Annotated in this window: 19 protein-coding genes; 2 read left to right on the plus strand and 17 right to left on the minus strand. The window is 73.1% G+C overall.

Annotated elements, in window-relative coordinates; translation table 11 throughout:
• The first annotated feature begins 13 nt into the window (after window positions 1–13).
• Together PKC53_RS02505 and PKC53_RS02510 are read left to right on the plus strand one after the other, a co-directional pair.
• Window positions 14–550, plus strand: a complete 537-nt coding sequence (locus PKC53_RS02505; protein ID WP_324425960.1) for a gamma carbonic anhydrase family protein — start codon at window positions 14–16, stop codon at window positions 548–550.
• Window positions 550–1,518 carry an Hsp33 family molecular chaperone HslO gene (locus PKC53_RS02510; RefSeq protein ID WP_324425962.1) on the plus strand — a complete coding sequence of 323 codons (969 nt, stop codon included), beginning with the start codon at window positions 550–552 and terminating at the stop codon, window positions 1,516–1,518. The genes PKC53_RS02505 and PKC53_RS02510 overlap by 1 nt, the downstream gene beginning before the upstream one ends.
• 12 nt (window positions 1,519–1,530) lie before the next feature.
• On the opposite strand, the gene PKC53_RS02515 is transcribed toward PKC53_RS02510, so the two are convergent.
• The 17 genes from PKC53_RS02515 to mutS form a co-directional block, all read right to left on the minus strand.
• Window positions 1,531–2,259 (minus strand): MOSC domain-containing protein, encoded by a 729-nt coding sequence (locus PKC53_RS02515; protein ID WP_324425965.1) that lies wholly within the window; start codon window positions 2,257–2,259, stop codon window positions 1,531–1,533.
• Window positions 2,256–2,933 carry an ATP-binding protein gene (locus PKC53_RS02520; RefSeq protein WP_324425967.1) on the minus strand — a complete coding sequence of 226 codons (678 nt, stop codon included), beginning with the start codon at window positions 2,931–2,933 and terminating at the stop codon, window positions 2,256–2,258. Before PKC53_RS02520 ends, PKC53_RS02515 begins: the two co-directional genes overlap by 4 nt.
• Before the next feature lie 4 nt (window positions 2,934–2,937).
• On the minus strand, window positions 2,938–3,573 hold the full coding sequence (gene pnuC, locus PKC53_RS02525) for a nicotinamide riboside transporter PnuC (RefSeq protein WP_324425969.1): 636 nt from the start codon (window positions 3,571–3,573) through the stop codon (window positions 2,938–2,940).
• A gap of 149 nt (window positions 3,574–3,722) precedes the next feature.
• The gene (locus PKC53_RS02530; protein WP_324425971.1) at window positions 3,723–4,001 is read right to left on the minus strand and encodes a septum formation initiator family protein; all 279 of its coding nucleotides are present in this window, start codon (window positions 3,999–4,001) and stop codon (window positions 3,723–3,725) included.
• 15 nt (window positions 4,002–4,016) lie between these two features.
• The gene (gene eno, locus PKC53_RS02535; protein WP_324425973.1) at window positions 4,017–5,300 is read right to left on the minus strand and encodes a phosphopyruvate hydratase; all 1,284 of its coding nucleotides are present in this window, start codon (window positions 5,298–5,300) and stop codon (window positions 4,017–4,019) included.
• Window positions 5,301–5,328: 28 nt separating this feature from the next.
• Window positions 5,329–5,634 carry a DUF1330 domain-containing protein gene (locus PKC53_RS02540; protein WP_324425975.1) on the minus strand — a complete coding sequence of 102 codons (306 nt, stop codon included), beginning with the start codon at window positions 5,632–5,634 and terminating at the stop codon, window positions 5,329–5,331.
• An 81-nt stretch (window positions 5,635–5,715) separates the two neighbouring features.
• Entirely contained in the window at window positions 5,716–6,573 is an 858-nt protein-coding gene (kdsA, locus tag PKC53_RS02545; RefSeq protein ID WP_324425977.1) for a 3-deoxy-8-phosphooctulonate synthase, read from the minus strand.
• Entirely contained in the window at window positions 6,570–8,228 is a 1,659-nt protein-coding gene (locus PKC53_RS02550) for a CTP synthase (protein WP_324425980.1), read from the minus strand. The genes kdsA and PKC53_RS02550 overlap by 4 nt, the downstream gene beginning before the upstream one ends.
• Before the next feature lie 97 nt (window positions 8,229–8,325).
• Window positions 8,326–9,369 carry a hypothetical protein gene (locus tag PKC53_RS02555; protein ID WP_324425982.1) on the minus strand — a complete coding sequence of 348 codons (1,044 nt, stop codon included), beginning with the start codon at window positions 9,367–9,369 and terminating at the stop codon, window positions 8,326–8,328.
• Between the two features lie 244 nt (window positions 9,370–9,613).
• Window positions 9,614–10,372 (minus strand): hypothetical protein, encoded by a 759-nt coding sequence (locus PKC53_RS02560; protein WP_324425984.1) that lies wholly within the window; start codon window positions 10,370–10,372, stop codon window positions 9,614–9,616.
• 95 nt (window positions 10,373–10,467) lie between these two features.
• Window positions 10,468–11,463 carry a PEP-CTERM sorting domain-containing protein gene (locus PKC53_RS02565; RefSeq protein ID WP_324425986.1) on the minus strand — a complete coding sequence of 332 codons (996 nt, stop codon included), beginning with the start codon at window positions 11,461–11,463 and terminating at the stop codon, window positions 10,468–10,470.
• Window positions 11,464–11,606: 143 nt separating this feature from the next.
• Window positions 11,607–12,185: a DUF1566 domain-containing protein gene (locus PKC53_RS02570; RefSeq protein ID WP_324425988.1), complete on the minus strand. Its 579-nt coding sequence runs from the start codon at window positions 12,183–12,185 to the stop codon at window positions 11,607–11,609.
• A gap of 105 nt (window positions 12,186–12,290) precedes the next feature.
• Window positions 12,291–12,902 (minus strand): cohesin domain-containing protein, encoded by a 612-nt coding sequence (locus tag PKC53_RS02575; RefSeq protein ID WP_324425990.1) that lies wholly within the window; start codon window positions 12,900–12,902, stop codon window positions 12,291–12,293.
• Between the two features lie 217 nt (window positions 12,903–13,119).
• On the minus strand, window positions 13,120–16,029 hold the full coding sequence (locus PKC53_RS02580) for a hypothetical protein (protein ID WP_324425992.1): 2,910 nt from the start codon (window positions 16,027–16,029) through the stop codon (window positions 13,120–13,122).
• 43 nt (window positions 16,030–16,072) lie between these two features.
• On the minus strand, window positions 16,073–16,894 hold the full coding sequence (locus PKC53_RS02585; RefSeq protein WP_324425994.1) for an alpha/beta hydrolase: 822 nt from the start codon (window positions 16,892–16,894) through the stop codon (window positions 16,073–16,075).
• 129 nt (window positions 16,895–17,023) lie between these two features.
• Entirely contained in the window at window positions 17,024–17,851 is an 828-nt protein-coding gene (locus tag PKC53_RS02590) for a proteasome-type protease (RefSeq protein ID WP_324425996.1), read from the minus strand.
• A complete protein-coding gene (gene mutS / locus PKC53_RS02595; protein ID WP_324425998.1) occupies window positions 17,848–20,454 on the minus strand; it encodes a DNA mismatch repair protein MutS in 2,607 nt (868 codons plus the stop codon). Before mutS ends, PKC53_RS02590 begins: the two co-directional genes overlap by 4 nt.
• Window positions 20,455–20,771 lie beyond the last annotated feature (317 nt).

The following is a 20,771-nucleotide window of genomic DNA, read 5'->3' on the forward strand; positions in this document are numbered from 1 at the left end:
TTCCGAGGAGCGCATGGCCATCTACCGGCTGGGCGAGCATGCACCGCAGGTGGCCGCCAGCGCCTGGGTGGCCGAGTCGGCCACCGTCGTCGGCCAGGTCGAGGTCGGCGACGACGTGGGCATCTGGTACGGCGCCGTGCTGCGCGGCGACAACGACCGCATCGTCGTCGGCGCCGGCAGCAACGTGCAGGACGGCTGCGTGCTGCACACCGACGCCGGCTACACGCTGGCCGTCGGCCGGGGGGTCACCGTCGGCCACCAGGCGATGCTGCACGGCTGCACGATCGGCGACGGCACGCTGGTCGGCATCCAGTCGGTGATCCTCAACGGCGCGCGCATCGGCCGGCGCTGCCTGGTCGGCGCCGGCACGCTGGTGCCCGAGGGCCGCGAGTTCCCCGACGGCGTGCTGGTCATGGGCCGCCCGGCCAAGGTGGTGCGCGAGCTCACGCCCGAGCAGCTGGCGCGGCTGGACTGGGCCTGGCGCCACTACGTCGAGCAGGCCCGGCGCCACCGCGACACGGGCGTGCGCGTCGACGCGCCGGCGCGCTGATGGACGAGTTGCACAAGTTCCTGTTCGAGGGCCTGCCGGTGCGCGGCATGCTGGTGCGCCTGGGCGAGAGCTGGCGTGAACTGCTGCGCCGGCGCGACCCGGCGCACGGCGGCATGGGCGCGTTCGCGCCGCCGGTGCGCGCGCTGCTCGGCGAGATGGCCGCCGCCGGCACGCTGATGCAGTCGAACATCAAGTTCGACGGCGCGCTGGTGCTGCAGATGCACGGCGACGGGCCGCTCAGGCTGGCGGTCGTCGAGGTGCAGCCCGACCTGGCGTTCCGCGCCACCGCGAAGGTCGAGGGCGACGTGCCGCCCGACGCGCGGCTCGAGGCGCTGCTCGACGTGCACGGCCGCGGGCGCTGCGCGATCACGCTCGACCCGAAGCGCCGCCTGCCGGGCCAGCAACCGTACCAGGGCGTCGTGCCGCTGCGCGACGACGACGGCGAGCCGCTGCAGCAGCTGGCGCAAGTGCTCGAGCACTACATGCGCCGGTCCGAGCAACTCGACACGCGGCTGCTGCTGGCCGCCGACGACCGCGTCGCCGCCGGCCTGCTGATCCAGCGCCTGCCCGCGCAGGGCGAAGGCAACCTGGCCGGCGCACGCCGCGACGACGGGGCCGGCGACGACGAACACTTCAACCGCATCGCGCACCTCGCGGCCACGCTGACGCGCGACGAACTGCTCTCGCTCGACGTGCCCACCATCCTGCGCCGGCTGTTCTGGGAGGAGACGCTGCGCCGCTTCGAGCCGCTGCGCCCGCGTTTCGCGTGCACCTGCTCGCGCGAGCGCGTCGCTCGGATGCTGCTCGGCCTCGGCCGCACCGAGGTCGACGACCTGCTCGCCGAGCGCGGCGAGGCCGAGGTCGGATGCGACTTCTGCGGCCGGCACTACCGCTTCGACGCCGTCGACGTCGGCGAGCTGTTCACGCCGCCGGCCGACCAGCCGCCGACCAGCGCGTCGGTGCAGTGACGCCGGCGGCGCTCAGCCGTCGAGCCGCCGTGCCCAGTCCTCGACGCGGCCGCTTTCGAGCCTGCGGCGTGCGAGCTGCCGCCACGACGCGGCCAGCGGCTCGAGCGCGGCGATCTCGGCCAGCGTGTCGCGGTCGAGCGGGTCGACGTAGAGGTGGTGCAGCAACCGCGCCAGCGGCCACCGCGGGCATGGGCGTTCGAGCAGCCGCAGCGTGTCGCCGGCGGCGACGACGCCTTCGCGGCGCACGCGGTAGTACCAGCCGGTGCGCTGGCTGGCCTGCACGCGGCGCGCCATGTCGGCCACGCCGAAGCGCAGATTGAGCTTCCAGCACGGCTGGCGTGCCTGCGACACCTCGACCTGCGCGCCGCCCAACGCGTAGCGGTCGCCGACGCAGACCTCGTGCTCGGTCATGCCGCAGGTGCTCAGGTTCTCGCCGAACGCGCCGGGTGCCCAGCGCCGCGCGTCGACGCCCGGCAGCGCGGCGGCCCACCACGCATAGTGCTCGGCGGCCACGTGATGCAGCGCCTTGTCGACGCCGCCGTGGTGGCGCCGGTCGGCCTGCTCGTCGCCTTGCAGGCCCGACGCGCCCAGCGCCAGCGGCCTGTCGACGCGGTGCTTGTCGATCGCGCTGAGCACGCCGGCGCCCAGCGGCGCGACGCGGCCGACGAGCAGCGCCTCGACGACCACCGGGGCCGGGCCCGACGCGGCGCGCGGCAGCGCCGTTACGGCCGGGTCCGTCATGCTCCGCGGCGCTGCCGCCGCGTCGCGTGCTCGCAGTCGGGCACGTCGCACTCGCTGCACACCCAGGTCCACGCGGCATGCACCGCCTCGCGTTCGGCCAAGCGCGTGAACAGCCCGGTGCCCGGCGCGGCGTGTGCGCGCAGCAGTGGCGCGAGCGCGTCGAGCGCGGCGGCGACACGCGCCTCGCCGGCGCCGCCGACCACCGACCAGACGATGCCGTGGGCGGCCAGCGCCTCGCGCACCAGCCGGTCGACCGGCGCGCGCACGTGCGCGCCGTCGCGCATCAGGCCGTCGGCCTGCCACGGCAGGTCGACGGCGGTCAGCAGCGTCGCGGCGTAGCCGTGGTGCGCCTGCGCGGCCAGCGGCAGCAGCGAGCGGTCGCCGAACAGCAGCGCGCTGTAGACCGCGGTCATCAGCGGCGTGGTGTCGGCGACGACCCAGGCGTGCGTCGCGGCCGCCGCGTCGATGCGCCGCTGCTGCTCGGCGGCGATCGCCGCCTGCTCGTCGGAACGCGGCGTGCGGCCCTCGCGTGAGCACCATTCGCGCAGCCACTCGCCGACCCAGGTCACCGGCGCACCGGTCAGCGCCGGCAACTGCGCGGCCAGCGCGCGCGCGAGCGTCGTCTTGCCGGTGCTCTCGGCGCCGACCAGCGCGATCACGCGGCCGGCGCTCACCGGGCTAGCCACCGTGCACCGCCTGCGCGCGCGCCCGCCGGCGCCACGTGCGCCAGCCGATGGTCGCCATCACGACGAACAGCGCGTACAGCAGCACCGTCAGCCACAGCCCCTTCCATGCGAACAGCCCCACGCTGACGACATTGACCCCGATCCACGCCGGCCAGTTCTCGACGTACTTGCGTCCGAGCAGCCACTGGCCCGCGAGGCTGCCGACGGTGGGCAGCGCGTCGAAGAACGGCACGTCGCTGTCGGTGAAGCGGTCGAGGAACACGCCGAGCAGCGGCCACGCGACGAGCACGAAGGCGACGACGCCGGCGAGGTGCCGGCGGTCCAGGTGGCGCACGCGCAGCGCGCGGCCGTCGTCGCCGGTGCCGCGCACCCACTGCCACCAGCCCCACACCGCCACCGCGATGAACACCAGCTGCAGGCTCGCCTCGCCGTAGAGCCGGTGGTCGGCGAACAGCAGCCCGTACAGGGCCGACGAGGCCATCGCCAGCGGCCAGGCCAGCGGGTTCACGCGCCAGTTGCACACCACCATCCACACCGCGAGCACGAACGCGACGACCTCGGCCCAGGCGACCGGGCTGCCCCACAGCACGAAAGCCGGCGCACCGACCAGCGACCACAGGGTGTCCATCGCGACGTCAGCCGTTCACGGCCGCAACGCAGCGCCGCAGCCCGACGAAGCACAACCCGTCCAGTGACCACCGCGGATCCGGCTGCGCCGGTCCGCTGGCGGTGCCCCCTCGAGGGGGAGCGCCGCAGGCGCTGCGGGGGTGGGTCACGTCACCGGCGCGTGATCTGCACGAGGATCTCGTCGGGCTTGAGCATGCCGAGTTCGGCGCGCGCCTTCTCCTCGACCATCTCCAGCCCTTCCTTCAGGTCGCCGACCTCGACGGCGAGCTGCTCGTTGCGCAGCCGCGCCTCGTCGTTGACCGCCTGCTGCGCCGCCAGCTGCGAGCGCAGCTGCATCACGTGCGGCACGCTGCCCTGGCCGAACCACAGCTGCGCCTGCACCGCCAGCAGCACCGCGGCCAGGGCGGGGGTGACCCAGCGTGCCGGCATCGCCGCGCCGGCGCGTCAGCGCAGGTTGTAGAACGCGCCGCGACCGGGGTAGCTGGCGACGTCGCCGAGGTCCTCCTCGATGCGCAGCAGCTGGTTGTACTTGGCGATGCGGTCGCTGCGGCTCAGCGACCCGGTCTTGATCTGGCCGGCGTTCGTGCCCACCGCGATGTCGGCGATCGTGCTGTCCTCGGTCTCGCCGGAGCGGTGGCTGATCACCGCGGTGTAGCCGGCGCGCTTGGCCATCTCGATCGCGGCGAAGGTCTCGGTCAGCGTGCCGATCTGGTTGATCTTGATGAGGATCGAGTTGGCGATGCCCTTGTCGATGCCTTCCTTCAGGATCTTCGTGTTGGTGACGAACAGGTCGTCGCCGACCAGCTGCACCTTGTGGCCCAGCTGCTCGGTGAGCCGCTTCCAGCCGTCCCAGTCGCCTTCGCCCATGCCGTCCTCGACGCTGACGATCGGGTACTTGTCGCACCACGCGGCCAGCATGTCGATCCACGCCGCCGGCTCGAGCGTCAGGCCCTCGCCGGCGAGCACGTACTTGCCGTCCTTGTGGAACTCGCTGGCCGCGCAGTCGAGCGCGATGGCGATCTGCTCGCCGGCGGTGTAGCCGGCCTGGTCGATCGCCTCCAGGATGAGCTGGATCGCCGCCTCGTGGTTCGCGACGTTGGGCGCGAACCCGCCTTCGTCGCCCACCGCGGTGGGCATGCCGCGGGCGTCGATGATCTTCTTCAGCGCATGGAACACCTCGGCGCCGTAGCGCAGCGCCTCGCGGAAGCTCGGCGCGCCCAGCGGCACGATCATGAACTCCTGCAGGTCGAGGCTGTTGTTGGCGTGTGCGCCGCCGTTGATGACGTTCATCATCGGCACCGGCAGCTGCATGCCGCCCATGCCGCCGAAGTAGCGGTACAGCGGCAGGCCCGACTCCTCGGCCGCCGCGCGCGCCACCGCCATGCTCACCGCCAGTGTCGCGTTGGCGCCCAGCCGGCCCTTGTTGTCGCTGCCGTCGAGGTCGACCAGCGTCTTGTCGAGGAACGCCTGCTCCGACGCGTCGAGCCCCAGCACCGCCTCGCTGATCTCGGTGTTGATGTGCTCGACGGCGCGCAGCACGCCCTTGCCGCCGTAGCGCGACTTGTCGCCGTCGCGCAGCTCGATGGCCTCGCGGCTGCCGGTGGACGCGCCCGAGGGCACCGCGGCGCGGCCCATGGTGCCGCTCTCGAGCAGCACGTCGCACTCGACGGTGGGGTTGCCGCGGCTGTCGAGGATTTCCCGGCCGACGATATCGACGATCGCACTCACTGCTAGCCTTTCGATGTGGGGAGGACGCTCAGACGGGGGCGGCGACACCCTCGACGACGACCATGTGGAAGTATTCGGTGGCGCCGGCGCGCTGCGCGCGCACCCGGCGGTACATCTCGCTGTCGTAGAAGGCCTTGGCCTGCTCGTACGACGGAAAGCGCAGCACGCCGACGCGCGCCGGACGCCAGTCGCCCTCGAGCGTCTCGTGCCGTCCGCCGCGCACCAGGTACTCGCCGCCGAAGGCCTTCACCGCGGCCGGCGCCTCGGCCATGTACTGCCGGTAGCGCTCGGCGTCGGTGATGTTCATCGTCACGATCACGTAGGCGTCGGGCATCGCACGCTCCTTTGCGGCGTCAGCACGGGACATCGTCTCGACCGGGGATGCGGACCGGACAGTGGGCGGGTCGACACGGCTTCAGCAGGCGAAGTCGCTCTCGAGCAGCGGCTGCGCCTTGACGACGCGGTCGAGCGCGACGAGCTGCTCGAGCAGCGCCTGCATGCGCTTCAGCGGCACCGCGTTCGGGCCGTCGGACAGCGCCTTCGCCGGGTCGGGGTGCGTCTCCATGAACAGCCCTGCCACGCCCACCGCGACCGCGGCGCGCGCCAGCACCGGCACGAACTCGCGCTGCCCGCCGCTGGAGCTGCCCTGGCCGCCGGGCAGCTGCACGCTGTGCGTGGCGTCGAACACGACCGGCGCGCCGGTCTCGCGCATGATCGCCAGCGCGCGCATGTCCGACACGAGGTTGTTGTAGCCGAAGCTCACACCGCGTTCGCAGGCCATGAAGCGGTCGTCGTCCAGGCCCTTCTCGCGCGCCGCGGCGCGCGCCTTGTCGATGACGTTCTTCATGTCGTGCGGCGCCAGGAACTGGCCCTTCTTGATGTTCACCGGCCTGCCCGATTGCGCCACCGCGCGGATGAAGTCGGTCTGCCGGCACAGGAACGCCGGCGTCTGCAGCACGTCGACCACCGCGGCGACCACCGGCACCTCGGCGTCGGTGTGCACGTCGGTGAGCACCGGCACGCCGAGCTCGCGCTTGACCTTGGCGAGGATCTCCAGCCCGCGTTCCATCCCGGGGCCGCGGAACGCGCTGCCGCTGGAGCGGTTGGCCTTGTCGTAGCTCGACTTGAAGATGAACGGGATGCCCAGCGCCGAGGTGATCTCCTTCAGGCGCCCGGCCACGTCGACCTGCAGCTGCTCGCTCTCGACGACGCAGGGCCCGGCGATCAGGAACAGCGGCCGATCCAGCCCGACGTCGAAGCCGCACAGCTTCATGCGACGGCCTTCACGACGGTGGCGCCGCGGCGCGCGCGGTGATCGAGCGCGGCCTTGACGTAGCCGATGAACAGCGGGTGCCCGTCCCACGGCGTGCTCTTGAACTCGGGGTGGAACTGCACGCCGACGAACCAGGGGTGCACGTCGTGCGGCAGCTCGACGATCTCGGTGAGCTTCTCGCGCTGCGTGATCGCGCTGATCACCAGCCCCGCGGCCTGCAGCCGCTCGAGGTAGTGCTCGTTGGCCTCGTAGCGGTGGCGGTGGCGCTCGGTGACCGTCGGGCCGTAGATGCGGTAGGCCAGCGTGCCGGGTCTGACGTCGCTGGTCTGCGCGCCCAGGCGCATCGTGCCGCCGAGGTCGGAACTGGCGTCGCGTTTCTGGATCGTGCCGTCGCGGTCCTGCCACTCGTCGATCAGCGCGATCACCGGGTGCGGCGTGTCGGGGTCGAACTCGGTGCTGTTGGCGCCGTCGAGACCGGCGAGGTGGCGCGCGACCTCGATCGTGGCCACCTGCATGCCCAGGCAGATGCCCAGGTACGGGAGGCCGTGCACGCGCGCGTACTGCGCCGCCAGCACCTTGCCCTCGATGCCGCGCTTGCCGAAGCCGCCGGGCACGAGGATCGCGTCGTAGGCGCCGAGCTGCGCGACGTTGGCCGGCGTCAGCGTCTCGGCGTCGACGTACTCGATGTTCACCTTCGCGTGGTTGTGGATGCCGGCGTGGCGCAGCGCCTCGTTGAGCGACTTGTACGAGTCCGACAAGTCGGTGTACTTGCCGCACATCGCGATCGTCACCTCGTGCTGCGGGTGCTCGACGGCGTGCACCAGGCGGTCCCAGCGCTTCAGGTCGGCGGGCCGCGTGAGCAGCTGCAGCTTCATGCAGATGATCTCGTCCAGGCCCTGCTCGTGCAGCATGCGCGGCACCTTGTAGATGGTGTCGACGTCCCACATGCTGATCACCGCCGGCCGCGCGACGTTGGTGAACAGCGAGATCTTCTCGCGCTCGTCGTCGGGGATCGGGCGGTCGGCGCGGCACAGCAGCGAGTCGGGCTGGATGCCGATCTCGCGCAGCTTCTGCACCGTGTGCTGCGTCGGCTTGGTCTTCAGCTCGCCGGCCGCGGCGATCCACGGCACGTAGGTCAGGTGCACGAAGGCCGCGTTGTTCGGCCCCAGGCGCAGGCTCATCTGGCGCACCGCCTCGAGGAAGGGCAGGCTCTCGATGTCGCCGACGGTGCCGCCGATCTCGACGATGGCCACGTCGACGTCGGCCGCGCCGCGCTGGATGTACAGCTGGATCTCGTTGGTGACGTGCGGGATCACCTGCACCGTCTTGCCGAGGTAGTCGCCGCGGCGCTCCTTCTCGAGCACGCTCTTGTAGATCTGGCCGGTGGTGAAGTTGTTGCTGCGCTTCATCCGCGTGGTGATGAAGCGTTCGTAGTGGCCGAGGTCGAGGTCGGTCTCGGCACCGTCGTCGGTGACGAACACCTCGCCGTGCTGGAACGGGCTCATCGTGCCCGGGTCGACGTTGAGGTACGGGTCGAGCTTGATGAGGGTGACCTTGAGGCCGCGCGACTCGAGGATCGCGGCCAGTGACGCCGACGCGATGCCCTTGCCCAGCGAGGACACCACGCCACCGGTGACGAAGACGAACTTGGTCATGGCAGACGGCACCCGAGGCGCGGGGCCTGCGGGTGCCGTGTAGGTAAAGCCCGATTATAGGGAGCCGTGCCGCCGGGGGCGGCGGCGTGCGCGGCACTCAGGGTTCGACGAACAGGCTCAGCGTGCCGGTCGTGACGATCGCCGTCGGGTCGACGCTGACCGTGCCGCCGGCGGTCTCGGTCTCGCGCATCGTCAGCGACTCGAAGCGCAACTCGTCGAAACCGGTCGACACGAAGGCGCGCGCGCCGGTGGCGTTCTCGATGTAGTTGTTCAGCCTGATCGTGCCGTCGAGCAGCTGGTCGATGTCGTTGGTCGGGTCGTCGACCCAGCAGTTCGTGTAGGTCACGACGAGGCCGTCGCCGGGGTTCAACTCGCCGTCGGGGTCGGCCAGCGCGACGCGCCGGGTGCCGGCGGCGGCGCCCGGGCGCGGCGAACAGGCGGTCTGCAGGCCGGCGGCGCCGGCGGCGGAAATCGCCGTGTCGTTGGCGTTGACGAAGGCCATCAGGTCGAGGGCCATGCGCACGCGGTCGACGGCGAGTGCCATCGCCGTGCCGCCGAACGACGCGACGCGCCAGGGCACGGGCTGGGTGTCGTCGGCCCACAGTGCGATGAAGGTGTCGAAGTCGACCACCAGCGACGCCTGCCCGGGGTAGGTCAGCGTCACGCCGTTGGCCGTGACCGTGGACTGCACGGGGTTCGGCAGGAAGAACGGGCTGCCCGCCGGCGTGATCTGCTCGAGCTTGCCTGCCGTGGGGCTGCGGCTGCCGACCCACGCGAGCGCCTCGACGATCTGGTTGTTGAAGCTGCCGAACAGTGGCGGCACCGGGCCGCTGTTCACGGCGGTGTTGCCGGCCATCGTGTAGGCGTCGGCGGTGCGATTCCAGGTGCCGCTGAACCCGAGCAACGGGTAGGCGATGGCTACCGGCGCCGGCCCGATGCCGGCGGTGAAGGTCAACGGCGCCGCGTCCTTGGTGCCGACGCCGAACCTGACGACCGCGGGCAATGGTGGCGCCGGGTCGTCGGCGACGTCGACGTCGCCGCCGTCGTCGCCGCCTCCGCCGCCGCACGCGCTCAACGCGGCGCAGACGACCAGCAAAGGCAGCAGCCGCGCGGCGGGGTGAGGTCTCGAAGTACTGCTCATGGAGAACTCCTCATCGGATGCGTGGATGGCATGGGGTGGTCCGGGCGCGCGAGGCGCCCGCCAGCGGCCGCCGAGGGCGTCGGGCGCCCCGCGCGCGCTGGCCGAGCCAGTCTTCACCTGCGCGGCGTCGCTGCATTGCGCAGCGTCAACCAAGGGTAAACCCGCAGGGTTCGGCGGTGCCGGGAAGCAACAGGTTGCCGACCGTGGCCAGGCGCGGCCGCCATCGCCGGCCGGCGAGGCGGCGTCAGGACGCCGCCGGTTCGACGAACAGGTGGTCGGCCAGCACGGTGACGTGGGTCAGCGGCACGAGGGGGGCGTCGTCGCCGCCGGGCGGCGCGACGGGCTGCACGACCAGTTGCAGCGTCACCTCGCACGGGCCGGCGTCGTCGAGCGCGAAGCCGTCGTCGTGGGTGTCGAACCCGAGGTAGGCGAAGCGCACCATCGTCCCTCCCTGGGGCGGCCGGCGGAACGCGCCGAACGCAAAACGCCGCGGCGACAGGTCGATCGCCGCGAGCAGCGTGCCGTCGACCCCCGCTGGGGCTGCGGTCGCGGCGTCGTGCGCGATGCTGCCGCGGTAGGCGCGCAGGAACACCCGCGACGCGTTCAGCACGCGGCGCGTGGCGGGGTCGAGCGAGGCGTCCCAGATGCGCAGCGCGAAGCGGCCGCCGAAGCGGTAGGCGCCGCGGTCGAGCCGCAGCGTCTGGTACAGCGCCGTCGGCCGGCGCGGCGTGCAAGCGGGCAGGCTGTCGTTGAGCCAGGCGACGCTGGCGCCGCGTCCGGCACGGCGGCCGGACAGCGGCGCAGGGCACGCGGCCATCACCGCACCGGCGTGCGGGCCGAACGCCGACGCCTGCCAGTCGCTCGGCCGCCGGAACGCGCCGTCGAGTGCCTCGGTGCGTTCGAACGCCGGGTTGCACAGCAGGTTCGACGCGCGCGCCGGCGGCGACACCGGCATCCGCCACGCCGGGGCGCGCGAAGGCAGGGTGCCGATGCCGTGGATCATGCGCTTCCCCCTGGGTCGTTGCACATCGCCCGCGCCGACCCTCGTCGGTGGCGTGCGTGCGGCGCGAGCATGAGCGACGAGCACCTACGGATCGCCTACCGATGCGCGTCGCGGCCGCGGCGGCGCGACAGCACCAGCCCCGCCAGCCCCGCACCCAGCAGCGCCAGCGTGCCCGGCAGCGGCACCGGCGTGCCGCCGCCGCGGCCCAGGAACTCGATCATCACGAAGCCGTGGCTGCTCTCGCCGAGCAGCCTGAACATGCTGCTGCCCGGGATGAAACCACCGAAGTCCTCGTTGACGAAGGAGCCGCCCCCGCCGCCGCCACCGCCCCCGGTGTCGCTGCCACCCCCGCCCCCGCCGCTGTAGCCGCCGCCGCCACCGCCGGCAAAGAAGACCGCCCCACCGCCTGCGCCGAATCCACCGTCCTGAAATCCATCGCCCCCAGCGGCGCCGAGGATCGCCGCCTCGCCGCCCCTGGCCGCACCTGCGGGCGTCCCGCCACCGCTGGTGAAGAATCCGCCGCCACCGCCGGCGCCAGAACCAGGGCCCGACGAGCTGAAGCCGGCCACGCCACCCGTTCCGTTCGTGCCGCCCGCGCCACCGACCCCGCCGAAGGTCGCCACGCCAGCCGTGCCGTTCGGCCCGAGCGACGCGTTGCGGCCCGAGATGTCACCGACCTGCGAGAAGATGCCCCCACCCCCGCCGCCGCCGACGACCAGGGGCATCGGCAGGCCGAGGAAGACGTTCGGGTCGGCGGGCAGGAACACGAAACTCCCGCCGCCGCCACCGGCGGCGCCGGTCGTGGGCGGCGGCCGCATGCCGACGATGATCTGGAGCTGCTGCGTTGCGTTGAACGTGAAGATGCCCTCCGCCCAGGCGCCCAGGCCGCTCGGCCCGCCGCTCTGGACGGTGCCTCCGGCCGCACCGGCCGCGACGATGCGGTAGTCGCCGGGCTGCGTGACGTCGAACGTCTGCAGCGCGCCGGGGAAGGTGACGTTGAACAGCACCGGGGCGGCACGGGCCGCTCCGGTGGTCACGAGCAGCAGGCCGGCAGCCAGCGAGGCGGCCGCATTGCGCAGGTACTTGAACATCGGTTCTCCTTGGGAACGTGCCGATCCGGCGGCCACGGTGGCCGGCATGTGCGAAGGGGTCTGACCGACGAGCCGCCGATTCGCCCGTCGCCCTCGGTCGCCGGGCGGCCCGCGGCGCGCCCGCAACGAATCGGCGGACCGGGTCATTGCGCCCCGGTGGCCGGGCCTCCGCGCACGCACCAGCTGCCCACCCCCCACTGCCCGACCGTCGTGTTCGCCTTGAACTCGACGCTCACCGGATGCCCGACGAAACTCACGGCCCACGCCAGCGGACCGGTCGACGACGTCATCGCCCGATCCGTCGCGGACCAGTAGTAGGGGGAGACGGGGCTGAACGGGTGTCCCTGGGGCAGAGCAATGGTCGGCGGCGAGCCTGTCTTCGCGGGGTCGGTCAGGCTCTGCAGGTCCTGCACGGTCGGGAGTCGCCATCCGGCCCTGCCGCCTTTCGTCAGCCCGATGCAGCGAAACGAGGCCTCGAACCACGTGGCGAACGGCGGGCCCGAGGTGGTTTCCCAGACCAGCCCGGTCTCGCGGTCGAGCACGGCTTCACCGTTCCAGTTGGCGAGCACCACGAAGCGGTTGGTCGCGAGCTTCTGGTTCCACGACGGGGTGGCGTAGTACGGGCCGTTCGCGGTCGTCGACAGCTGCGCGGATGCGGGCAGTGACGCCGCCGCCAACAGCAGCAGCGTGAGCGCCTGGGTGCGATGGTTCGATGTCTTCATGCGAGCGAGCTCCTGGGTTGGATGCAGTGGCGGTGCGGCCGCGTCGCGATCGCGCCGGCTCGGCGGACGAACGGCGTGGCGGGTTGCGGCCGGACGGTGTGCGGGTCAGTGGCTGGCGGCGTGCCGAGCGCGTCGGAGGCGCGCCGCTGCGACAAGCACCAAGGCCGGCGCGAGCAGCGCGAGCGTGCCCGGCTCGGGCACCGACGGTGGCGGTGCCGTCGGGACCGTGAAGCCGGGATCCTGGCCTTGCCGACCGTCGATCGTCTCGAACAGGATCCACGCCAGCACGCCGTCGCCGGTCACGCCGTCGAACAGGCCGGGGTAGAAGCCGGCGACGTCGTCGACGAGGCCTTGATCGTTGAACACGAACCCGGCGAGGATGAACGACAGCGTGTCGAGGTCGCCCGCGGCGAACTGCGCGCCGAAGATGCCGGAGCTGCCATCACCGGGATCGACGACCTGAACCACGTTCGGGTCGAACGCCAGGTCGAAGGTCCATTCCTGCAGCCCGCTGGCGCCCGAGACCTCGACCGGCAGCAGGAACTGGCCGTCCTGCAGTGTCAGCAGCAGGGGGTCCGGCACGGCCGTGGTCGGTGTGCCCGGTGCGACGACGGTGGCGTGCGCCGCGCCCGCGACGATCGCCCCCGAGACGACCCAGCCCAGGACGCGATGCCGCCACACGCGGGCGACCGAACCCTTCACCCACTCGCACCCCATCGCGCCACTCCCTCGCCAGTGCTTCACATGGGACGCCGAGATCCGAGGACCTGAGCCGGCGCAACGTGCCGGACCGACCCCGGGGCTTCGACGATGCCCGCCGACTCGGCGGGCGTGGAGGCAATGTCGTCGGCGTCGCCTGACGGATCACCTACCGATCGGGGTGCGCCCCGCGATCGGGGGGGGGGGCGACGGGTCGGCGGCGTGCGTCGAAGTCCTATCGCGCCGGCACCGGGGTGCCGTCGCCGGACCACGGCTGCATGCGCCGCGCATGGCGCTCGCGTGGCGTCACGGTCCACGGCGCGGCCTGCAGCGGCAGCAGCGCGAGGTCGGCATGCTGCCGCGCCCAGGCCGCCAGTGCCGCGTGACCCTGCCACTGCGTGGGCGACGAGTCGGCCAGGCGTCGCAGCGTCCACAGGTCGCAACCGATGCGCGGGGCGTCCAGGTACACCGCGCCGGCCTCCAGCCGCAGGGCGTTGCCGTGTTCGCCCAGCAGCTTGCGCAGGCGGTGCAGCGCCGCGTCGAACGACTTGCGCGCCGCGTCGCCGTCGAGCTCGGGCCACAGGTCGTCGACGAGCTGCGCCACCGGCACCGGCGCCGGGCCGTGCACGGCCAGCGCCTGCAGCAGTTCCAGCGGGCGCTTCTGCACCTTGCCCTCGAAGGTCAGCGGCCGGCCGTCGATCACCACCGCGAAGCCGCCGAGCAGTTGCAGGCGCAGCGGGTGCGGCCAGTCGGGTGCGATCGTGTCGGCCGGGGCCGGCAGCGCGCGGCGGCGGATCCAGCGCTGCACGAAGGCCGGCTCGACGCCGTGCGCCAGCGCCGCGGCGGCGGTCTCGCCGAGCAGGGCGTCGGTGCCGAGCGCCGGGTGGACGATGTCGTGGCGTGCCAGCCGCGCGATCGCCTCGGCCAGCGCGGCGGCCTCGCCGGCGGTGTCGCCGCGCCGGCGCGCCAGCCAGGCGCGCAGGTCGTGCAGGTGGAAGTCGACCATCGCGCTGCCGGCGCGCGCGGCGACGTCGTGCAGCTCCGCCAGCGTGGCCTCAACGTCGGCGTCGTGGTGGCGCCGGCGGTGCGCCAGCGCCTGCGCGATCCAGCCGAAGGCCTCGCACACCGGGCTGCGGATCGCACGCGCGGCGTCGATCGCGGCGCGCGAGTGCGTCAGCATCGCCGGCACGTCGTCGCGCCACGCGGCCAGCCACGCGGCCTGGAACGCGGCGTGCCAGACCTCGGTGAGCTGCGTCGGCAGCATCGCCGCACGCGCCTCGGCGAGCAGCGCCTCGGCCGCGCCCAGCTCACCGGCGGCGAGCTGCGCGTCGTTGGCGAGCAGGCGGTGGTAGGTGTCGAGCCCGTGGATGCCGCACTGCCGTGCCGTGGCCAGCAGGCGTTGCAGCACCGCACCCGCGTCGGCCAGTCGTGCCTGCGCCCAGCAGGCGTCGAGTTCGACCAGCCCCCAGACGAGGCGGCCGTAGTCGCTGGGGGTCTGCTGCGCCACCGACGGCGCCAGCAGGTCGTGCATCGCGCCGAGCTGCTCGAACAGCCCGCTCCACAGCAGGTTGATGCCCAGCACCGAGGCCACGCGCGCGCGCAGCTGCAGCCCGATCGGTGCGTGCAGCGCGTCGAGCGCGCGTGCGCGCCAGCGCGGCAGTTCGGGGTGTGCCGGCTCGCCGACCAGCAGCGCGTAGACCACCGTCATCGCCACCTGCGCCTTGTCCTCGGCGCTGGCGAGGTCGTCGAAGCGCGGTGCGACCTCCTTCAGCTCGTCGAGCCAGCGGGTGATCGGGTAGTCGGGCGCGAAGTCGACGAACGACAGGTACGCCAGGTGCGCCAGCGTGCGCAGCCGCGCCGCGGCGTCGCCGCGCGCCGCGTAGCCGGCCGCGGCGCGCAGCAGGTGCTCGCGCGCGCGCGCCGGCCGGCTCATCACCCACACCAGCCCGGCCCAGTACTCGAGGTCGGGGTCGCGCTCGCGCCACTCCGCCGGGAACGACGCGAGCCAGCCGCCGAGTGTGCGCAGCCGCGCCTGCGCGACCAGCCGCGGCGCCAGCGCCAGCAGCACCGGCGCGGCGCGTTCGAAGTCGCCGGCGCCGAGCAGCGCCGGCAGCGCCGACTCGGCGTCGCCGGCGTCGGCCAGCGCGCGCGCCGCGTCGCGCCGCAGCGCCGCGAGCTCGGCGCCGGGCAGCGTGTCCTCGGCGTGGCGGCGCAGGAAGTCGCGGATCAGCGGGTGCAGCACGTGCCGCGGTGCGCCGCCGAGCTCGGTGAGCACGAACAGACCGCGCCGCGCGAACCGCTCGAGCATCGCCGTCGTGCCTTCCAGCCGCGGCCAGGCGCGTTCGAGCGCGGCGCCCACGTAGGGCAACTGCGCGGCCAGCAGCAGCCGCCGTCGCGTCGGCTCGTCGAAGGCCGGCCACACCTCGTGCGCCAGGTAGTCGCGCAGCACGTCGTCGTCGGCACCGGGAAGCCGCCCGCCCGCCAGCAGCGTCAGCGACACCGCGGCGGGCCAGCCCAGCGTGCGGCGGTGCACCGCCTCGATGTCCTGCGCCGACGCGGCGTGCCGGCGCTGCGCGAACAGCGCGCCGACCTCGTCGGGGGTCATCGCCAGCGCGTCGCTCTCGACGGTCGACAGCCGTCCTTCGACACGGGCGCGCGCCAGCGCCGGCGGCGGCGCGGCGCGCGAGGTCACGATCAGCCGCCGCCGCGCCGGTACCGCGGCCACCGCTTCGGCGAGCACCGCCTGCAGCGCGTCGGCCACCGCCTCGGCCTCGTCGAGCACCAGCACGCCGTCGGCCGGCAGCGCGGCGAACAAGGCCGGGAAGTAGCGGCGCGCGAATGCGGCCATGTCGGGCAGCTGCTCGGCCTGCGGCACCGGCAGCCGCAGGCCGGCGGCGGCGCTGAGGTGCGCAAAGAACCCCGCCGCGTCGGCGTCGGCGGCCGACAGGTGCAGCCACACGCAAGGCAGCCGGCGCGCGTGCACGTACGACGCCGCGAGGCTGCTCTTGCCGTAGCCGGCCGGCGCGGCGAGCCAGACGCAGCCGCCGGCGTCGAGCCGCTGCAGCAGCCGCTCGCGCGCGACGATGCCCGAGGCGGCCGGTGGGCCGGCGGTGCCCACCGGGTCGGTCGCGGGGGTACTGCGCATCGGGGCGATGATGCCTCAGCCCGGGCATCCGGCCGGGGCGGGGTCAAGCGAAGCCGGCCAGCGCCTCCAGCACGATGCGCGCGGTCTCGTCGGGCTTTTCCATCGGGTACAGGTGCGTGCCCTCGATCCAGGTGAAGCGCTCGCGGGCCAGCGCACGCGACGCCTCGAGCCCGCCCTGGCGCACCTCGAGCGACTGCGTGCCGGCGACGAAGGCCACCGGGCAGCGCGGCGGGTGGCGGCGCAGCGTGCGGCCGAGCTGGTGCGGCAGCGTGTTGTAGATGCGCGTCTCGATGTCGCGGTCGAACGCCAGCACGACGCGGCCGTCGCGTTCGACGAAGCCGGCATCGACGTAGTCGGCGAGCACACGCGCATCCCAGCGCGCGAACGCGTGCTTGGCGGCGAAGTGCGCCTGCACCGCGGCGCGGTCGGGCCACTCGTGGCGGCGGCGCTGCGAGACCCGGCCCGGCGAGACGCGGCGGATCAGCCCGCTGGCCTTGGCCACCTGCAGCCCGTGGGCGCGCCAGCCGGCGACCACCGGCGAGTCGAGCATCACCACGCCGCGCGCCAGGTCGGGCCGCCGGCACGCGGCCATCAGGCTGAGCAGCCCGCCCAGCGAGTGGCCGACGAGCCAGGCCGCGGCGCCGACCTCGCGTTCGACGAACTCGATCAGCTGGCGGCGCAGGTGCGGCCAGTTGCCGGTGACCGGGTACGCCGGGTCGTGCCCGAACATGTCGACCGCGTGCACCGTGTAGCCGGCGCGCCGCCAGGCGTCGAACAGCACGCGGTAGGTGCCGGCCGGAAAGCCGTTGGCGTGCGAGAACACGATCGCGCCACGGTGGCCGGCGCGCGAAGGATTCGCAGGCACCGCTCGACTATGCCGCAACGCCGCGCACGCGCGAACGCGTCGAGCGACCGCCGCGAATCCGGCCGCGCCGGTTCGCTGGCGGCGCCGCGTCGAGGGCGAGCGCCGAAGGTGCGACGGCGGCGGGCCCCGTCATACGATCTTCTCGCCCGGGTGCGTGATCTTGCGCATCGGCTCGTAGCGCTTCGAGTCGGCGATCAGCGGGTGCGTCGTGTCGCCGCGGTCCCAGCGCGGGTCGTCCATCGCGTCGAACACCTCGCGCAGGCGCTGGCCCCAGGTGCTGCGCACCATGTGGAAGTACGGGTTGTGCTCGTCGATGCACACGATGCGGTCGGTGCGCAACGTGCCCTCCTCGTACACCAGCAGGTCCAGCGGCAGCCCGACCGTGAGGTTGGACTTCAGCGTCGAGTCCATCGACACCAGCGCGCACTTGGCCGCCTGGTCGAGCGAGGTCCTGGGCGTGATCATGCGGTCGAGCACCGGCTTGCCGTACTTGCTCTCGCCGATCTGGAAGTAGGTCGTCTCGCGTGTGGCCTCGATGAAGTTGCCCGCCGAGTAGACGAGGAACAGGCGCATCGCCTCGCCGTTGATCTGCCCGCCGAAGATCATGCTGGCGTTGAAGTCGATGCCGGCGCTGCGCAGCGACGGGCCGTCCTGCTCGTACACGCGGCGCACCGCGCTGCCGAGCACGCGCGTCGCGTCGAACATGCTGGTGGCGTTCCAGATCGTCAGCGGCGGCTCGTGCGGCCCGCGGTCGAGCTTCTCGACCTGCAGGATCTCGCGCACGCTCTGGCTGATGCTCAGGTTGCCCGCCGACAGCATGACCATGAAGCGCTCGCCGGGCTGCTCGTAGATCATCATCTTGCGGAAGGTGCTGATCTGGTCGAGCCCGGCGTTGGTGCGCGAGTCGGACAGGAACACGAGTCCGGCGTCGAGCCGGATGCCGACACAGTAGGTCATGGCGTGGACTTGGCGAGGGCCTTGAGCCGGTACAGCGCGTCGAGCGCCTGGCGGGGCGTGAGCGTATCAGGGTCGAGGTCGGCCAGCGCGTCGTCCACCGGCGACGCCGCGGGCGGCGGCGCCGCCGGCGGCGGGGCGAACAGGTCGACCTGCGCGCTGCCGCCGCGCTGCTGCGCCTCGAGCGCCTCGAGCGCGGCGCGCGCCTGACGGATCACCGCGGCCGGCATGCCGGCGAGCTGCGCCACCTGCACGCCGTAGCTGCGGCTCGCCGGGCCGGCCTCGATCTCGTGCAGGAACACGATGTCGCGCCCCGCGCCCTCGACGGCGCTGACGTGCACGTTGATCGCGCGCGCGTGCTTCTCGGGGAACGCGGTGAGCTCGAAGTAGTGCGTCGCGAACAGCGTGAAGGCGCGGCTGCGGTCGTGCAGGTGGCTGGCGATCGCGCCGGCCAGCGCCAGCCCGTCGAAGGTGCTGGTGCCGCGGCCGATCTCGTCCATCAGCACCAGCGACTGCTCGGTGGCGGCGTGCAGGATCGCGCTGGCCTCGGTCATCTCGAGCATGAAGGTCGACTGCGCGTTGGCCAGGTCGTCGGCGGCGCCGACGCGCGTGTGGATCGCGTCGATCGGCCCGAGCCGGCACGACGACGCCGGCACGTACGAGCCCATCGCGGCCAGCAGCACGATCAGCGCGACCTGGCGCATGTAGGTGCTCTTGCCGCCCATGTTCGGGCCGGTGATCACGAGCAGGCGCGTCTTCGCGTCTAGCCGGCAGTGGTTGGCGATGAACGGGCCGCCGCCGGTGGCCTGCAGGCGCGCCTCGACCACCGGGTGGCGGCCGGCCTCGATGTCGATGCAGGGGTGCGCGACGAACTGCGGCCGGCACCAGCCCAGCGTGGCCGCGCGCTCGGCCAGCGCCGCCAGCGCGTCGATCGCGGCCAGCGCGCGCGCCGCCGCACCGAGCGCGGGCACGAAGGGCTGCAGCGCGTCGAGCAGCTGCTCGTACAGCCACTTCTCGCGAGCCAGCGCGCGCTCCGAGGCGGCGAGCGCCTTGTCTTCGAAGGCCTCGAGCTCGGGCGTGACGAAACGCTCGGCGTTCTTCAGCGTCTGCCGGCGCTGGAAATCGGCGGGCACCTTGTCCTTCTGGCCGGCGGTGACCTCGATGTAGAAGCCGTGCACCTTGTTGTACTGCACGCGCAGGTTGGCGATGCCGGTGCGCGTGCGCTCGCGCGCCTCGAGGTCGAGCAGGAAGGTGTCGCAGTGGGTCGCAATCGCGCGCAGCTCGTCGAGCTCGGCGTCGAAGCCCGCGGCGATCACGCCGCCGTCGCGCAGCAGCGCCGCGGGCTCGTCGGCCAGCGCGCGCTGCAGCAGCTCGTGCACCTGCGGCGGCGGCTGCAGCGCGGCGTGCAGCGCGTCCAGCCGCTCGCCGCCGGTGGGCATCGCGTCGCGCAGCGACGGCAGCGCGGCCAGCGTGGCGCGCAGCCCGACGAGCTCGCGCGGGCGCACCTGGCGCAGCGCCAGCCGCGCGGTGATGCGCTCGACGTCGCTGACGTGGCGCAGCCGCTCGCGCAGCGCGTCGAAGCCGTCGGCGACGAGGCGCTCGACGGCGTCCAGGCGCTGCAGCGCCGCGGCGCGCTCGCGCTGCGGGTGGGTCAGCCAGTGGCGCAGCGTGCGGCTGCCCATGCCGGTGCGGCAGGTGTCGAGCAGCGACAGCAGCGTGGGCGCCGGCTCGCCGCGCAGCGTGGCCACCAGCTCGAGGTTGCGCACGGTGGCCGGCGGCAGGTCGAGCAGTTCGTTGGCGCGTTCGACCGCCAGCGCGGTCACGTGCGCCAGCGCCTGCCCCTGCGTGTGTTCGGCGTACGCGAGCAGCGCCGCGGCCGCGGCGTGCGCGACCGGCAGGTCGGCGGCATTGAAGCCGGCCAGCGTGGCGACCTTCAGCAGGTCGAGCAGCTTGCGCTGGCCCAGCGCGGCGTCGAACTGCCAGGCCGGGCGCTTGGTGCGCGCGGCACGCTGCTGCAGCACGGCGGCGGGCAGCTCGTCGCGGTCGACCAGCACTTCGGCCGGCGCCAGCCGCGCCAGCCAGCTGCCCAGTTCGGCCTCGCCGCACTCGGTCACGCCGAGCCGGCCGCTGGCCAGCCCCAGCCAGGCCAGCCCGAAGGTCGCGCGCTGGCGCGCCAGCGCCAGCAGCAGCGTGTCGGCGCGTTCGTCCATCAGCTCGCTGTCGGTCACCGTGCCGGGGGTGACGACGCGCACCACCTTGCGCTCGACCGGGCCCTTGGCCGCGCCGACCTCGCCGACCTGCTCGGCGATCGCCACCGACTCGCCCAGCCGCACCAGCTTGGCCAGGTAGCTCTCGAGCGCGTGCACCGGCACGCCGGCCATCACCACCGGCTCGCCGGCGGACTGCCCGCGCGAGGTCAGCGTGATGTCGAGCAGCCGGTGCGCGCGCCGCGCATCGTCGTAGAACAGCTCGTAGAAGTCGCCCATGCGGTACAGCACGAGCGCGTCGGGGTGCGCCGCCTTGATGCGCAGGTACTGCGCCATGGACGGAGAATGGCGCGAGAGGTCGCCCTTCAAGAGGTCGGCCGTTGTGATCGGGGTGGTCATGTCGGCCGAGATGGTAGGTCAGGACGACGAAGTGGCTGGCTTTGGCGGCGCAGCGGCCGTCATCATCCGAATCGCGAAACACGTAGCGCGAGCCACGGGCCTGTACCCGCTCCAGACCGGACAGAGAGATTCGCGCTCGCGGATGTTCTCGTTCGCCGCAAGAAGTGTCCGTTCGCGGTCCGGGATCAACGCGCGCGCCGGTTTGCGCCCTGTCTTCACCCGGCCGCCCACGCGGCCCTTTGCCGCGCTCAACTGGCAAGATTCTCGATTGCGGCCAACTGCCCCAACGCTCACACTCTTGTACTTCTACCGGCCCT

The organism is Azohydromonas sp. (genome assembly GCF_035325925.1).
Lineage (GTDB): Bacteria > Pseudomonadota > Gammaproteobacteria > Burkholderiales > Burkholderiaceae_C > Calidifontimicrobium.